10 protein-coding genes are annotated in these 15,677 nt (G+C 56.2%); 3 read left to right on the top strand and 7 right to left on the bottom strand.

All coding sequences use genetic code 11. The annotated features are described in order from the left end of the window. Positions 1 to 27 precede the first annotated feature (27 nt). A complete protein-coding gene (gene lptD / locus BJP35_RS08170) occupies positions 28 to 2,379 on the bottom strand; it encodes an LPS assembly protein LptD (protein ID WP_059306549.1) in 2,352 nt (783 codons plus the stop codon). A gap of 239 nt (positions 2,380 to 2,618) precedes the next feature. Here lptD and djlA point away from each other — a divergent pair, with 239 nt between their 5' ends. Continuing rightward, complete coding sequence (gene djlA, locus BJP35_RS08175) at positions 2,619 to 3,434, top strand: co-chaperone DjlA (RefSeq protein WP_086463027.1); 816 nt, start codon at positions 2,619 to 2,621, stop codon at positions 3,432 to 3,434. A gap of 29 nt (positions 3,435 to 3,463) precedes the next feature. On the opposite strand, the gene rluA is transcribed toward djlA, so the two are convergent. The 6 genes from rluA to araB form a co-directional block, all read right to left on the bottom strand. Next, positions 3,464 to 4,123: a bifunctional tRNA pseudouridine(32) synthase/23S rRNA pseudouridine(746) synthase RluA gene (gene rluA / locus BJP35_RS08180; RefSeq protein ID WP_014168600.1), complete on the bottom strand. Its 660-nt coding sequence runs from the start codon at positions 4,121 to 4,123 to the stop codon at positions 3,464 to 3,466. A 12-nt stretch (positions 4,124 to 4,135) separates the two neighbouring features. Beyond that, positions 4,136 to 7,042, bottom strand: a complete 2,907-nt coding sequence (gene rapA / locus BJP35_RS08185) for an RNA polymerase-associated protein RapA (RefSeq protein ID WP_040018606.1) — start codon at positions 7,040 to 7,042, stop codon at positions 4,136 to 4,138. Between the two features lie 128 nt (positions 7,043 to 7,170). Next, on the bottom strand, positions 7,171 to 9,528 hold the full coding sequence (gene polB / locus BJP35_RS08190; protein WP_032679614.1) for a DNA polymerase II: 2,358 nt from the start codon (positions 9,526 to 9,528) through the stop codon (positions 7,171 to 7,173). 74 nt (positions 9,529 to 9,602) lie between these two features. Beyond that, the gene (gene araD / locus BJP35_RS08195) at positions 9,603 to 10,298 is read right to left on the bottom strand and encodes an L-ribulose-5-phosphate 4-epimerase (protein ID WP_047743399.1); all 696 of its coding nucleotides are present in this window, start codon (positions 10,296 to 10,298) and stop codon (positions 9,603 to 9,605) included. A 52-nt stretch (positions 10,299 to 10,350) separates the two neighbouring features. Next, complete coding sequence (gene araA / locus BJP35_RS08200) at positions 10,351 to 11,853, bottom strand: L-arabinose isomerase (protein WP_014168604.1); 1,503 nt, start codon at positions 11,851 to 11,853, stop codon at positions 10,351 to 10,353. 10 nt (positions 11,854 to 11,863) lie between these two features. Then, positions 11,864 to 13,573 carry a ribulokinase gene (gene araB / locus BJP35_RS08205; protein WP_032681674.1) on the bottom strand — a complete coding sequence of 570 codons (1,710 nt, stop codon included), beginning with the start codon at positions 13,571 to 13,573 and terminating at the stop codon, positions 11,864 to 11,866. Positions 13,574 to 13,909: 336 nt separating this feature from the next. On the opposite strand from araB, the gene araC reads away from it, so the two are divergent. Both araC and BJP35_RS08215 read left to right on the top strand, forming a co-directional pair. Continuing rightward, positions 13,910 to 14,755: an arabinose operon transcriptional regulator AraC gene (gene araC, locus BJP35_RS08210; RefSeq protein ID WP_025205437.1), complete on the top strand. Its 846-nt coding sequence runs from the start codon at positions 13,910 to 13,912 to the stop codon at positions 14,753 to 14,755. Between the two features lie 128 nt (positions 14,756 to 14,883). Next, positions 14,884 to 15,651: a DedA family protein gene (locus BJP35_RS08215; protein ID WP_014168607.1), complete on the top strand. Its 768-nt coding sequence runs from the start codon at positions 14,884 to 14,886 to the stop codon at positions 15,649 to 15,651. The last annotated feature ends 26 nt before the right edge of the window (positions 15,652 to 15,677 follow it).

Here is a 15,677-nt window from a genome sequence, read left to right on the forward strand (position 1 = left end):
AGCGGATTACGTTGCAAATTAAGCACATTACAAGGAACTGCGGTACGGCAGAATGTTCGAGCGCAGCATCTGCTGCGTGCCCAGGCCGTAGTTGGAGCTCAGGCCGCGCAGTTCGACATTAAAGCCAATCACGTTATCGTATTTGCCCTGTTCATTCTTGGTATCCCAGCCGTTAAGCTTACGTTCGTAACCGACACGTAGCGCGTAGCAGCAGGAGTTATATTGCAGACCAACCATCTGGTCAGCAGGTTTACTGGTGTTGGTGTCAAAGTAGTAAGCACCGACGATTGACCAGCGATCGGCGATTGGCCAGCTCGCTGCGCCACCCACCTGCGAGATGCCGTCTTTGTACTGATCCGTATTCGCATAGTTTGGCAACGTGGCCTGAATATATTCCGGGCTGGCGTAACGATAGGTCAACTGCAGCATACGGTCTTCATCACGACGGTATTCAATCGCCGCACTGCTTGTCGCAACGTTGTTGAGACGCGTATCGTACTGCACACCCCCGCGTAAACCCCAGCGATCGGTCATACGCCAGTAGGTATCACCTGCCCACACCAGAGAACCCGTTTTGTTGTCTTTTTCCCAGTTAATGTCGTCATCACCGGTCCGGGACTCGGTGAAATAGTAGATTTGACCAACAGAAACGTTAAAACGTTCAACGGCGGCATCATCATAAACGCGCGTTGTGACGCCGGTCGTTAACTGGTTTGCTGACGCAATACGGTCGAGGCCACCGTAGGTACGGTCGCGGAACAGACCGCTGTAGTCAGACTGCAGGAATGAGGAGTCATAGTTCTGAATGTTGCTCTGATCGCGATACGGGACGTACAGATACTGCATACGTGGCTCAAGCGTCTGGGTATAACCCTCCGCCAGAAGACCCATATCGCGTTCGAAGATCAGTTTGCCGTCCATTTTGAATTGCGGCAGGACGCGGTTCACGGATTCTTCGAGATCGGTGCCGTAACGGTTGTTATACCAGTCGAGATTCTTCTGCTGGTAATGGGTGGCCATCAGTTTGGCCTCGGTATTCAGGCTCGACCAGTCATTTGACACCGGCAAATTGATGGTTGGCTCGAGGTGAACACGCGTGGATTCCGGCATATCCGAGTTCGTGTTAACGAAGTGCACGGCCTGGGCATACACGTGGGTGTCAAACGGACCAACATCGTTCTGGTACCAGTTAACGTCCAACTGCGGTTCTGCACCGTAAGTACTTGTGTTCTGGCTGCTAAAGACCTGGAACTGCTTGGTAGAGACCGTGGCGTCGAAGTTCTGAATAGCGTACCCCACGCTGAATTTCTGCGTGGCGTAGCCATCTGTACTGGACCCGTATTTGGAGTCAAAGTCGTTGAAATAGTATGGGTCACTAACCTTGGTGTAGTTAACGTTAAAACGCCAGACTTGGTCCATTACCCCGGCATGTTGCCAGTAGAACAACCAGCGGTGTTTATCGCCTTCTGTTGGATGCTCATCCTGGAAGACTTTATCCGACGGCAGATAATCCAGTTCCATCAGGCCAGTACCCGCCTGCGTCAGGTAGCGGAACTCGTTTTCCCACATAACGTTGCCGCGCTTATGGATATAGTGCGGCGTGATCGTGGCGTCCATGTTGGGCGCGATGTTCCAGTAATACGGCAGATAGAACTCAAAGTAGTTCGTGGTGCTGTATTTGGCATTCGGGATCAGGAAACCTGAGCGGCGTTTGTCACCCACAGGAAGCTGCAGGTAAGGGCTGTAGAAAACGGGTACCGGACCGAGCTTGAAGCGGGCGTTCCAGATCTCGGCAACCTGCTCTTCACGGTCATGGATGACTTCACTTCCGACCACGCTCCAGGTATTAGACCCGGGCAGACAGGACGTGAAAGAGCCGTTTTCGAGAATCGTATAGCGGTTTTCGCCGCGCTGCTTCATCAGGTCTGCATCACCGCGCCCCTGGCGACCTACCATCTGGTAATCACCTTCCCAGACGTTAGTGTCTTTGGTATTCAGGTTTGACCAGGCTTTCGGACCTTTCAGGATGACCTGATTGTCGTCATAGTGCACATTACCCAGCGCATCCACCGTTCGTACCGGCTCGGCCGCACCTTCCGGCTGCTTCTGGTGTAATTGCACTTCATCTGCCTGCAGACGGCTGTTGCCCTGGTTAATATCCACATTGCCAGTAAATGTCGCATTGTCAGGATATGTGCCTTTAGAGCTATCGGCAGTAATGGTTACCGGCAAGCTATTCGTATCGCCCTTTACCAGTGGACGATTATAACTTGGGACGCCAAGCATACACTGCGAGGCGAGATCGGCCGCCAGTCCCTGTTGGCTGTACAGGGCGGTGCCAATCATTGTGGCCAGGAGGGTGGGGATACGTTTTTTCATACGTTGTATTTTATTGTTCCGTCATCAGTGGCTACGGCTTACAAACGCTCAGAGACTATCTTACTCATCAGCGCAGTACCAGCGTTAATCCTGCCCGTTTGCGCGCCAGAGTGTTAGGCTCGCTATCGAATGACGAGTATGATAAAGCAAATTATAGGCGATGTCCTTCAATTGACCGTGGCTTGAACACTGTGATGATGACGTTGCGTCGGCCAGGAACATGACTAACCGGGGAGTATATGCAGTATTGGGGTAAAATAATCGGCGTTGCGTTCGCCATCATCACGGGTGCCGGGTTCTGGGGGATCGTACTGGGGCTTATTATCGGCCATATGTTTGATAAGGCTCGCAGCCGCAAAATGGCCTGGTTTGCCAATCAGCGTGAGCGTCAGTCCCTCTTTTTCTCCACCACGTTTGAGGTGATGGGGCACTTAACCAAATCAAAAGGGCGTGTGACGGAAGCCGATATTCAGATAGCCAGCGTCTTTATGGACCGCATGAATCTGCATGGTGACTCCCGTCTCGCGGCACAAAATGCGTTTCGCATCGGTAAAGCGGATAACTATCCGCTGCGCGATAAAATGCGTCAGTTCCGCAGCATCTGCTTCGGCCGTTTTGATTTAATTCGGATGTTTCTGGAGATCCAAATCCAGGCGGCGTTTGCCGATGGTTCACTTCATCCTAATGAACGCGATGTTTTATACGTTATTGCGGAAGAGCTGGGCATCTCCCGTATGCAGTTCGACCAGTTCCTGCGCATGATGCAGGGCGGTGCGCAGTTTGGCGGCGGCTATCACCAGCAGTCCTCTGGCGGTGCCTGGCAGCAGGCGCAGCGGGGGCCGACGCTGGAGGATGCCTGTAACGTGCTGGGGGTGAAGCCATCGGACGATGTAACCACCATCAAGCGTGCCTATCGTAAGCTGATGAGTGAGCACCACCCGGACAAACTGGTCGCGAAAGGTTTACCGCCGGAGATGATGGAGATGGCGAAGCAAAAAGCGCAGGAAATTCAGAAAGCGTACGAGTTGATTAAAGAGAAGAAAAGTTTCAAATAAAAAAGGCCCGACACTGTCGGGCCTTTTTTTCAGAAGTCGACTGGGGCTTTAAACGTCATTGCATTGCCAAAAACCGGATGGGTGATGGTGAGCGTCTGCGCATGCAGCTGCAGGCGTGGCGCCAGCGCCAGTGCATCGGGCGGCGCGTAAAATCTGTCCCCCAGAATCGGGTGCCCCAGCGCAAGCATATGGACACGCAGCTGGTGCGAGCGCCCGGTAATCGGCTTAAGCAGCACGCGCGCAGTGTTATCTGGCGCGTACTCCAGCACTTCATACTCGGTTTGTGCTGCTTTGCCGGTTTCGTAACAGACCTTTTGTTTTGGTCGGTTCGGCCAGTCGCAGATCAGCGGTAAATCCACCAGCCCTTCCGCCGGCTGAGGATGCCCCCAGACACGTGCGACATACTGCTTTTTCGGCTCGCGATCGCGGAACTGGCGTTTCAGCTCGCGTTCCGCCGCTTTATTCAGCGCCACTACAATCACACCGCTGGTGGCCATGTCCAGACGATGGACAGACTCCGCCTGAGGATAATCACGCTGAATACGCGTCATCACACTGTCTTTGTGCTCATCCAGACGCCCTGGCACGGACAACAAGCCGCTGGGCTTGTTGACCACCATAATGTGCTCATCCTGATAAAGCACCACCAGCCAGGGATCCTGAGGTGGATTGTAAGGCTCCATCACCATCTTGCGCTCCGTTTACTGATGCGTCACAACGATAAGACGCAGGGCATCCAGACGCCAGCCTGCCTGATTAAGGCTTTCCAGCACCTGCTGACGGTTGCTCTCGATCGCCGCCAGCTCGTCATCACGGATGTTTGGGTTTACCGCTTTCAACGCTTCCAGACGGGAGAGCTCCGCGGACAGTTTGTCGTCGGCTTCTTGACGTGCGGCATCAATCAGCGCCCGGGCCGCTTTTTCGATCTGCGTTTCACCCAGTTGCAGAATAGCGTGCACATCCTGCTGTACCGCGTTGACAAGCTTACTGCCGGTATGGCGGTTCACCGCGCTCAGCTGGCGGTTAAAGCTCTCGAATTCAACCTGAGCGGCGAGGTTCGTGCCGTTTTTGTCCAGCAGCAGACGCACAGGCGTTGACGGCAGGAAGCGGTTGAGCTGCAGCTGTTTCGGCGCCTGCGCTTCGACAACGTAAATCAGTTCCAGCAACAGGGTACCCACTGGCAGCGCTTTGTTTTTCAACAACGAGATGGTGCTGCTGCCGGTATCGCCTGAGAGGATCAAATCCAGACCGTTGCGGATCAGCGGGTGCTCCCAGGTGATGAACTGCGCATCTTCGCGCGACAGCGCCACATCACGTTCAAAGGTGATGGTGCATCCATCTTCCGGCAGGCCAGGGAAATCCGGGACCAGCATATGGTCGGACGGGGTCAGGACAATCAAATTCTCGCCACGATCGTCCTGGTTTATGCCAACGATGTCGAACAGGTTCATGGAGAAGCTGATCAGGCTGGTGTCATCATCCTGCTCTTCAATGCTTTCAGCGAGCGCCTGGGCTTTTTCACCGCCGTTGGAGTGGATCTCCAGCAGGCGGTCACGACCCTGTTCCAGCTGAGATTTCAGCGCTTCATGCTTATCACGGCAGGCTTTGATCAGTTCATCAAACCCGTCGGTATTCTCTGGCGCGGCCAGATAGCCGATCAGATCGGCGTGCACCTGATCGTAAATCGGGCGGCCGGTCGGACAGGTATGCTCAAACGCATCCAGACCTTCGTGGAACCAACGCACCAGTACGGACTGGGCGGTTTTTTCCAGGTAAGGTACGTGGATTTGAATATCATGCGCCTGGCCAATACGATCCAGACGACCGATACGCTGTTCCAGCAGATCCGGGTTGAACGGCAAATCGAACATCACCAGGTTGCTGGCAAACTGGAAGTTACGGCCTTCAGACCCGATTTCAGAGCACAGCAGAACCTGGGCACCGCTGTCCTCTTCTGCAAACCATGCCGCGGCACGGTCACGCTCGACGATGGACATCCCTTCGTGGAACACGGCGGCGCGAATACCTTCGCGTTCGCGCAGGACCTGCTCCAGCTGCAGCGCGGTGGCTGCTTTGGCGCAGATCACCAGCACTTTCTGAGAACGGTGCGCGGTCAAATAGCCCATCAGCCACTCAACACGCGGGTCGAAGTTCCACCAGGTGCCGGTATCGCCTTCAAATTCCTGGTAAATCTGTTCCGGGTAGAGCATGTCGCGTGCACGCTCTTCAGCAGTTTTGCGCGCGCCCATAATGCCGGAAACTTTAATGGCCGTCTGGTACTGCGTCGGCAGTGGCAATTTGATGGTATGCAATTCGCGTTTCGGGAAACCTTTCACCCCGTTACGGGTGTTACGGAACAGGACGCGGCTGGTGCCGTGGCGATCCATCAGCATATCGATCAGTTCTTTACGCGCGGAATCCGCGTTGTCACTGTCGCTGTTGGCCGCCTGCAGCAGAGGCTCAATATCCTGCTCGCCAATCAGATCGCTCAGGGTGTTGAGCTCGTCATTCGAGAGATGTTTACCCGCCAGCAGCAGGGCAACGGCATCGGCGACCGGACGGTAGTTATTCTGCTCTTCAACGAACTGCTCAAAGTCATGGAAGCGGTTTGGATCGAGCAGGCGCAAACGGGCGAAGTGGCTCTCCAGACCTAACTGCTCCGGCGTTGCGGTCAGCAGCAGGACGCCTGGTACGCGCTCGGCAAGCTGTTCGATGGCCATGTATTCCCGGCTTGGTGCATCTTCGCTCCAGACCAGATGGTGCGCTTCATCGACCACCATCAGGTCCCATTCGGCGTCGCACAGATGCTCAAGACGTTGCTTGCTGCGGCGTACGAAATCCAGAGAGCAGATCACCAGCTGTTCCGTTTCAAACGGGTTGTCCGCATCGTGCTGGGCTTCTGCATAGCGCTCGTCATCAAACAGAGCGAAACGCAGGTTAAAGCGGCGCAGCATCTCGACCAGCCATTGGTGCTGCAGGGTTTCGGGTACCACAATCAGCACGCGCTCGGCTGCGCCGGAAAGCAGCTGTTGATGCAGGATCATGCCCGCTTCAATGGTTTTCCCCAGGCCCACTTCATCTGCCAGCAGTACGCGAGGTGCGTGACGGCGGCCCACGTCATGGGCGATGTTCAGCTGGTGGGGGATAAGGCTGGTACGCTGACCGCGCAGGCCGCTCCACGGCATACGGTACTGTTCACTCTGGAACTTGCGCGCACGATAGCGCAGGGAGAAGCGATCCATACGGTCGATTTGCCCGGCAAACAGGCGATCCTGCGGCTTACTGAATACCAGTTTGCTGTCGAGCAGCACCTCACGCAGGATGACATTGGCCTCGTCGGTGTCCAGGCGAGTCCCGATGTAGGCGAGCAGTCCATTCTCTTCTTTTACGTCTTCGACCTTTAGCTGCCAGCCGTCGTGGCTGGTCACGGTGTCACCCGGGTTGAACATCACGCGGGTCACAGGGGAATCATTGCGGGCGTACAGGCGGTTTTCACCGGTAGCAGGGAAAAGGAGGGTAACCATTCGTGCATCCACGGCAACCACGGTTCCTAATCCAAGTTCGCTTTCTGTATCGCTGATCCAGCGTTGACCAAGTGTAAAAGGCATATTTGTTCGGCTCTAATCGTAAATTGCAGGCAATAGTTCAACCACCGTCAAAAAAGACAGTCATTGAAAAATGGGTCCGGGAATGGAAAGGGCGCTATGGTACTGGATGGCAGCCATTTCGTCACGTGTCAAAATAGGCCAAGTTGCCCTGTCACTAGTGTAGCAAAGTCGTCGTCGATGAAGGGCAAAATTCCGTCCGCGACCGGCTGAAGCTGACGCGTAAGATAGTGCTCGTAATCCAGAGGCGAGTGCTGGTAATCCACGGGTTCCGGGCCGCTGGTGGTCCAGAGGTATTTGATGGTTCCCCGGTTCTGATACTGCGGGGCACGCCCCCGGCGCACGTTCTCCTCATCCGCCAGACGCGCCGCGCGGACGTGCGGCGGAACGTTGCGCTGGTATTCCGCCAGCGGGCGGCGCAGGCGCTTGCGGTACACCAGCTGGGCGTCGAGTTCACCGGCCATCAGGCTGGCAATTGTTTCACGCACGTAGTCCTGATAAGGCTCGTTGCGAAAGATACGCAGATAAAGCGTTTGCTGAAACTGCTGTGCCAGCGGCGTCCAGTCGGTGCGTACGGTTTCCAGCCCTTTAAAGACCATTCGCTGCTTGTCACCTTCCTGAATAAGTCCGGCGTAGCGCTTCTTACTGCCCTGGTCGGTACCGCGAATGGTGGGCATTAAAAAGCGGCTGAAATGGGTTTCAAACTCCAGTTCTAACGCGCTGCTTAACCGCTCTTTTTGCAAACTTTCCTGCCACCAGGCGTTCACAAAAGTCACCAGCGATTTGCCGATTCGCGCGGCATCCTCTTCAGAATGCGCGCCCTTAAGCCAGACAAAGGTGGAATCCGTATCGCCATAAATAACGTCATAACCCTGGGATTCAATCAACGCTTTGGTCTGGCGCATGATGTCGTGCCCGCGCATGGTGATAGATGACGCCAGTCGTGGGTCGAAGAAGCGGCAGGCGCTGGTCCCCAGAACCCCGTAAAACGCGTTCATGATAATTTTCAGCGCCTGAGAAAGGGGCTTGTTGCCATGACGCTTAGCCTCGTCGCGACCGTGCCAGATGTTTCCCACGATTTCCGGCAGACAGTGCTTTTCCCGTGAGAAGCGGGCCCCGAGAAAACCTTCTGTGCTGTGCAAATCGTCAGGCTGCGCCATCCCTTCCACCAGCCCGACGGGATCGATCAGGAAGGTGCGAATAATGGACGGATAGAGGCTTTTGTAGTCCAGCACCAGCACGGAGTCATACAACCCGGGCCGGGAATCCATCACGTAACCGCCTGGGCTTGCCTGCGGCGGCACATCACCGAGGTTGGGGGCGACATAGCCCGCCCGGTGCATACGCGGGAAATAGAGGTGGCTAAAGGCGGCCACGGAGCCACCGTGCCGGTCAGCGGCGAGGCCGTTCACCGTCGCGCGCTCGAGCAGGAAGGGCATGATCTCCGTTTTGTGGAAAATCTGCGTCACCAGCTCACAATCTTTCAGGTTGTAGGTGGCGAGCGCCGGTTTGTCTTCGTTAAAGCGCCGGTCGATTTCATCCATCCTGTCCCACGGATTGTCGATGGATTTCCCTTCGCCGAGCAGCTCCTGCGCCACCGCTTCCAGAGAGAAAGAGGAAAAATTCCAGAAGGCAGATTTGAGCGCCTCAATGCCGTCGATAATCAGGCGGCCATTGGCCTGCGCGAAAAACACACCGTTTTTAAAACCGTGCTCGCGCCATTCCAGCTCGCTGTTTCCGCGCCCCAGCATCAGGGGGATGCGGTAACGTTCAGCATGTTTTTGCAGCACGCGCAGATCGAACTGCACCACGTTCCAGCCGATCAACACATCGGGATCGCGATCGGCAAACCACTGGTTTAGCTTTTCCAGAAGCTGTGGCCGGCTGTTGACATACTCCAGCCGGAAATCCAGCGCGGACGCGTTGCCATTCGGGGGGCCAAGCATATAAACAACCCGATCCCCGCAGCCTTCAAGGCCGATACAGTACAGCTCACCGTGGCGAGTGGTTTCGATATCCAGCGAGACCCATTTCAACGGCGGCCGGTAGGTGGGGTTGGGTTTGAGACGGGCGTTAATAAGGCTGCCGTTTTGCGCGGTGCCGTCGACCCAGACGGGGGCAGTAATAAACCGCTCCATCAGAAAACGTTCTGGCGGGCGGATATCGGCTTCGTACAGCGTCACGCCAGCGTCGCGCAGCAGTTTTTCATAACGCATCAGCTGGCGATGGGCGCGGCAGTAAAGGCCATGTACGGGCTGACGGTGGAAATCTTTCAGTTCAAGCGGCGTCAGGCGCCAGCCATTTTCACCGCGCAGCAGTTGCTTTACTTTCTCAACGTGATCGTTCGGGATAAAAGCCACGGACTCCTGCGGCGGCAGGGTCACGTGCAGCGGGCCGTTGTCCGTCGCCAGCCAGAATGCCACCTCGGTGCCCTGAGGAGTATCCCGCCAGTGTCGGGTAAGTAAAAAACCTTCTTGCGCCTGCGCCACGCCGCTATCCCATAAAACAAAACCAGGCTTGATTATAGCCTGGTTGAATATTTTATGCTGGGTATATATACAGTTTACTGCCCGTAATAGGCTTTTGCGCCATGTTTACGCAGGTAGTGTTTATCCAGCAGGGTTGGCTGCATATCCGGAAGCTGCGGAGACAGCTGGCGGCAGAAAATGCCCATATACGCGACCTCTTCCAGCACAATCGCGTTATGTACCGCATCTTCGGCGTTTTTGCCCCAGGCAAAAGGTCCATGGGAGTGCACCAGCACGCCGGGCATTTGCGCAGCGTCGATACCCTGTTTTTCAAACGTTTCGACGATAACGTTGCCGGTTTCCCACTCATACTCGCCGTTGATCTCTTCATCAGTCATCAAACGGGTGCAGGGAATGGTGCCGTAAAAGTAGTCTGCGTGCGTGGTTCCGGTCGCTGGAATGGACTGGCCGGCCTGCGCCCAGATGGTCGCATGACGCGAATGGGTATGCACAATACCGCCAATGGTCGGGAAGGCCTGGTAGAGCAGGCGATGCGTTGGCGTGTCGGAGGAGGGTTTTTTCTTTCCTTCCACCACTTCGCCCGTGGCGATGCTGACGACAACCATATCTTCTGCGGTCATTACCGTGTAATCCACCCCTGACGGCTTTATCACGAAGACGCCGTGCTCGCGGTCAACGGCGCTGACGTTGCCCCAGGTCAGCGTCACCAGATTGTGTTTGGGCAGCGCCAGGTTGGCTTCCAGTACCTGACGTTTGAGATCTTCTAACATGCAATCCTCCAGGAAAAGAGGCCCGCCCTGCGGCAGGCCAAAGGTTCCCCTGTTAACGTTTTGAACCGTAATAGACTTCGTTCCAGCGCAGCGCGTCTTTGAACGCGGGCAGGCGGGTATCGTTATCAATGACGGTCAGTTCGATGTCGTGCAGTTCGGCGAACTGACGCATGTCGTTCAGATCCAGCGCGTGGCTGAAGACGGTGTGGTGCGCGCCACCGGCCAGGATCCAGGCTTCCGAGGCGGTTGGCAGGTCAGGCTGCGCTTTCCACAGGGCGTTGGCGACCGGCAGTTTTGGCAGAGAATGCGGGGTTTCAACCGCATCCACACAGTTCACCAGCAGGCGGAAACGGTCGCCCAGGTCAATGAGGCTGGCGTTGATGGCAGGACCGGTACGGGTGTTGAAGATCAGACGTGCCGGGTCGGCTTTTCCGCCAATGCCAAGGTACTGCACGTCGAGGATCGGTTTCTCTTCAACGGCAATGGAAGGACACACTTCCAGCATATGCGAGCCCAGTACCAGGTCGTTGCCGTTTTCGAAGTGGTAGGTGTAGTCCTCCATAAAGGAGGTGCCGCCCTGCAGACCGGTTGACATCACTTTCATAATGCGAAGCAGAGCGGCAGTTTTCCAGTCGCCTTCGCCGGCAAAGCCGTAGCCCTGCTGCATCAGACGTTGTACCGCCAGGCCGGGCAGTTGTTTCAGGCCGTGGAGGTCTTCAAAGGTGGTGGTAAAGGCATGGAAGCCACCCTGTTCCAGGAAGCGTTTCATGCCCAGCTCGATACGTGCTGCATCCAGCACGTTCTGGCGTTTGTCACCGTGAATTTGTGCCGCAGGGGTCAGACGGTAGCTGCTTTCGTATTCGTCGACCAGCGCGCTTACGTCGCCATCGCTGATTTCATTCACCACCTGCACCAGGTCGCCCACGGCCCAGGTATTCACCGAGAAACCAAATTTAATCTGTGCGGCAACTTTATCGCCGTCGGTGACCGCCACTTCACGCATGTTGTCGCCGAAACGCACCACTTTCAGGTGACGAGTATCTTGTCGGGACACCGCCTGGCGCATCCAGGAGCCGATACGTTTTTGCGCATGCTGATCCTGCCAGTGGCCGGTAACGACCGCATGCTGCTGGCGCATACGTGCGCCGATAAAGCCGAACTCGCGGCCGCCGTGCGCGGTCTGGTTCAGGTTCATAAAGTCCATATCAATGCTGTCCCACGGCAGGGACGCGTTGAACTGGGTATGGAACTGCATCAGTGGTTTATTGAGGATGGCCAGACCGTTGATCCACATTTTGGCCGGCGAGAAGGTGTGCAGCCACACCACCATGCCAGCGCATTTATCGTCGTAGTTCGCGTCGCGGCAGATGTTCGTGATCTCATCCGGGGTCGTGCCGAGCGGTTTGAGCACCAGTTTGCACGGCAGTTTAGCCTCTGCATTGAGCGCGTTGACCACGTGCTCAGCATGTTTCGTCACCTGTTGCAGCGCTTCCGGCCCGTACAGATGTTGGCTGCCAATGACAAACCACACTTCATAATTATTAAAAATGGTCATTATTGTGTCCTTAATGTGTCAGGGTTGCCGTAGTGTCCGCGGTGTGTTTGGCCGGGGCGGCGACAGGGAGATAGTGAAGTTCGGCGCTTTTTGCCCATTGCTGATAGCGCTGATAAAGCTGTTCAAAACGCTGCGCCTGCTGAGCACGCGGCTGGAGGGTATTTTCGACAGCGCTCGCCATGTGCTGCTGCGCGGTCGGGATATCGGCATGAACGCCTGCCGCAACGGCCGCGAAGATCGCTGCCCCGAGGGCACAGCACTGATCGGAGGCGACAATCTGCAGCGGACGGTTCAGCACGTCACAACAGGCTTGCATGATTACCGGGTTTTTACGGGCGATGCCGCCCAGTGCCATCACGTTGTTGACGTCGATGCCCTGCTCGGTGAAGCACTCCATAATGGCGCGCGCCCCAAAAGCAGTTGCGGCAATCAGGCCGCCAAACAGCGCTGGCGCGTCGGTAGCGAGGTTAAGATCGGTGATCACCCCTTTCAGGCGCTGGTTGGCAAATGGCGTACGGCGACCGTTGAACCAGTCGAGCACTACCGGCAGGTGATCGAGAGAAGGATTCTTTGCCCACGCGGCGGTGAGCTGCGGCAAAAGCTGCTTTTTACTTTCGGCAATCTGGGTCTTCAGCTCAGGATGCGCCGCCGCCAGCTGATCCAGCGGCCAGCCCAGCACGCGGCCAAACCAGGCGTAGATATCGCCAAAGGCGGACTGACCCGCTTCCAGACCGATAAACTCCGGTACGACGCTACCGTCAACCTGGCCGCAGATGCCTTTTACCGCCCGATCGCCTACGCTGGCTTTATCCGCGGTAAGAATGTCGCAGGTGGAGGTGCCGATTACCTTCACCAGCGTGTTTGGCTGGGCACCGGCACCCACCGCGCCCATGTGACAGTCAAACGCCCCGCCGGAGATGGCCACGTTTTGCGGCAGACCCAGGCGCGTCGCCCACTCTTCACAAAGCGTACCCACCGGAATATCGGCGGTGAAGGTGTCGGTGAACAGCGGGTATTGCAGACTCTTGTTGATGACGGGATCGAGTTCATCGAAGAACGCCGCCGGTGGCAGGCCACCCCAGCTTTCATGCCACAGGGATTTGTGTCCGGCGCTGCAGCGTCCGCGGCGGATATCCTGCGGACGCGTGGTACCGGAGAGCAGGGCTGGTACCCAGTCGCACAGTTCAATCCACGATACCGCGGCCTGCGCAACGGATGCGTCCGCGCGGGTTACGTGGAGGATCTTGGCCCAGAACCATTCACTGGAGTAAATACCGCCGATGTAGCGCGAGTAGTCCGTTTTCCCTGGCTGGTGACACAAGCGGGTAATGGCTTCGGCCTCTTCAACGGCGGTGTGATCTTTCCACAGCACGAACATGGCGTTTGGGTTATCAGCAAACTCCGGACGCAGCGCCAGAACATGGCCTTCGGCATCCACAGGGGCAGGCGTTGAGCCGGTACTGTCGACGCCAATCCCGACGATCTCTGCCCGCTGGGCGTCGGTCAGTTCAGCCAGCACGGTTTTGATTGCCGCTTCCATCGACTCAATGTAGTCACGTGGATGGTGACGGAACTGGTTATTTGGCGCATCGCAGTAGCGCCCCTCTTGCCAGCGTGGGTACCACTCAACGCTGGTTGCTATTTCCTGGCCGCTTGTACAGTCCACTGCCAGAGCGCGAACCGAGTCGCTGCCAAAATCGAGGCCAATCGCAATTGCCATGGTGTTGCTCCATCAAAAAACAGGTATGAGAGAACATTAGAGACTGGAGGCGAAAATCGTCAGGCAGGATCCGCTAATCTTATGGACTAAATTGCTGTTGCAATAGAAAGTGTGACGCCGTGCAAATAATCAATGTGGACATTTCTGCCGCACTTATAGACACTTTTGTTACTGCTGATCTGCCCCCGTGGGCGGACAAATCAGGGGGAAAGGCTGAAACATGGCGGACGTAAAAGAGGCGTGATGCTTTTTGGATCTTTTCGCGGGCCATTTTTATACTGCTTTTATCGATATGGACAATTGGTTTCCTTCAGGACCCTTGGGAGAACTGAATCTATGGCCGAAACGCAAAACGATCCCTTATTACCGGGCTACTCGTTTAATGCTCACCTGGTGGCGGGGCTGACCCCTATCGAGGCTGAGGGATATCTCGATTTTTACGTCGACCGACCGCTCGGGATGAAAGGGTATATTCTGAACCTGACGGTGCGTGGGGAAGGGATTATCAAAAATAACGATCAGCAGTTTGTCTGCCGTCCGGGCGATATGCTGCTGTTTCCGCCGGGGGAGATCCACCACTACGGGCGCCACCCGGAGGCCAAAGAGTGGTATCACCAGTGGGTCTACTTCCGCCCGCGCGCCTACTGGCAGGAGTGGCTCTCGTGGCCGGCTATTTTTGCGCACACCGGTTTTTATCGCCCGGACGAGGTTCATCTGGCTCAGTTCCGCGAACTCTTTGCCCAAATTATTGAAGCGGGGCAGGCGGGTGGCCGGTATGCCGAACTGCTGGCGATTAACCTGCTTGAACAGGTGCTGTTGCGCCGGATGGAGGCGATAAACGCGTCACTTAATCCTCCGCTGGACAACCGCGTGCGCGACGCCTGCCAGTACATCAGCGACCATCTGGCCGACAGCCAGTTCGATATCGCCAGCGTCGCCCAGCATGTGTGTCTCTCACCGTCGCGGCTGTCACATCTGTTCCGTCAGCAGCTGGGCGTTAGCGTTCTGAGCTGGCGTGAGGACCAGCGTATCAGCCAGGCGAAGCTCCTGCTCAGCACCACCCGCATGCCCATTGCCACCGTGGGGCGCAATGTGGGCTTTGAAGATCAGCTCTATTTCTCCCGGGTATTTAAAAAATGCACCGGTGCCAGCCCCAGTGAATTCCGGGCAGGATGTGAATAAACGGTAAAAAAAGATAAACAAGCAGGTGAACTGTGGAAGCAACCTGTAAACTATTCAGACAATTGTTGTCTTGACGCGGTGCAGGGCGCTAAGCAGAATCCCTGATTCGTTTTCTGACCGGAATAGTTATGCAGGCATTGCTGGAACATTTTATCACCCAGTCCGTTATGTATTCGCTTATCGCCGTTGCGCTGGTGGCGTTTCTGGAATCGCTTGCACTTGTTGGGTTGATCCTCCCCGGCACGGTGATGATGGCGGGGCTGGGCGCGTTGATTGGCAGCGGTGAAGTGAATTTCTGGCAGGCGTGGATGGCGGGGATTATTGGCTGTTTACTTGGCGACTGGATCTCCTTCTGGCTGGGCTGGCGCTTTAAGAAACCGCTGCACCGCTGGTCGTTCATGAAAAAGAACAAAGCCTTGCTGGATAAAACCGAACACGCGCTGCATCAGCACAGCATGTTCACGATCCTCGTCGGTCGCTTTGTTGGACCAACGCGTCCGCTGGTGCCGATGGTCGCGGGGATGCTGGATCTGCCTGTTGCGAAATTCGTGGTGCCGAACATCATCGGCTGTGTTTTCTGGCCGCCGTTCTACTTTCTGCCGGGGATCCTGGCAGGGGCCACCGTTGATATTCCTGACGGAATGCAAAGTGGCGAGTTTAAGTGGTTGTTGCTGGCTACGGCCCTGCTGTTGTGGATCGCTGCCTGGCTGTGCTGGCGACTGTGGCGCAGCGCGAAAGCGAATGTTGATCGCCTGACGCGTTATCTGCCACGCTCGCGCCTGTTGTGGCTCGCGCCGTTAATGCTGGGGGTTGCCGTGGTGGCGCTGGTCGCCCTGATTCGCCACCCGCTGATGCCGGTGTACGGTGAAATTCTCTTGAAGGTGGTGAGCCGTTAATCTGTTTCCCTCTCCCGTGGGAGAGG

The sequence above is a fragment of the Enterobacter sp. J49 genome, from assembly GCF_002148625.1.
Lineage (GTDB): Bacteria > Pseudomonadota > Gammaproteobacteria > Enterobacterales > Enterobacteriaceae > Enterobacter > Enterobacter ludwigii.

Excerpts from the sequence above, each read along its gene's own strand:
- rapA (WP_040018606.1), bottom strand. The coding sequence starts at position 7,042 with ATGCCTTTTACACTTGGTCAACGCTGGATCAGCGATACAGAAAGCGAA.
- araA (WP_014168604.1), bottom strand. The coding sequence starts at position 11,853 with ATGACCATTTTTAATAATTATGAAGTGTGGTTTGTCATTGGCAGCCAA.
- lptD (WP_059306549.1), bottom strand. The coding sequence starts at position 2,379 with ATGAAAAAACGTATCCCCACCCTCCTGGCCACAATGATTGGCACCGCC.
- djlA (WP_086463027.1), top strand. The coding sequence starts at position 2,619 with ATGCAGTATTGGGGTAAAATAATCGGCGTTGCGTTCGCCATCATCACG.
- BJP35_RS08215 (WP_014168607.1), top strand. The coding sequence starts at position 14,884 with ATGCAGGCATTGCTGGAACATTTTATCACCCAGTCCGTTATGTATTCG.
- araD (WP_047743399.1), bottom strand. The coding sequence starts at position 10,298 with ATGTTAGAAGATCTCAAACGTCAGGTACTGGAAGCCAACCTGGCGCTG.
- araC (WP_025205437.1), top strand. The coding sequence starts at position 13,910 with ATGGCCGAAACGCAAAACGATCCCTTATTACCGGGCTACTCGTTTAAT.
- araB (WP_032681674.1), bottom strand. The coding sequence starts at position 13,573 with ATGGCAATTGCGATTGGCCTCGATTTTGGCAGCGACTCGGTTCGCGCT.
- rluA (WP_014168600.1), bottom strand. The coding sequence starts at position 4,123 with ATGGTGATGGAGCCTTACAATCCACCTCAGGATCCCTGGCTGGTGGTG.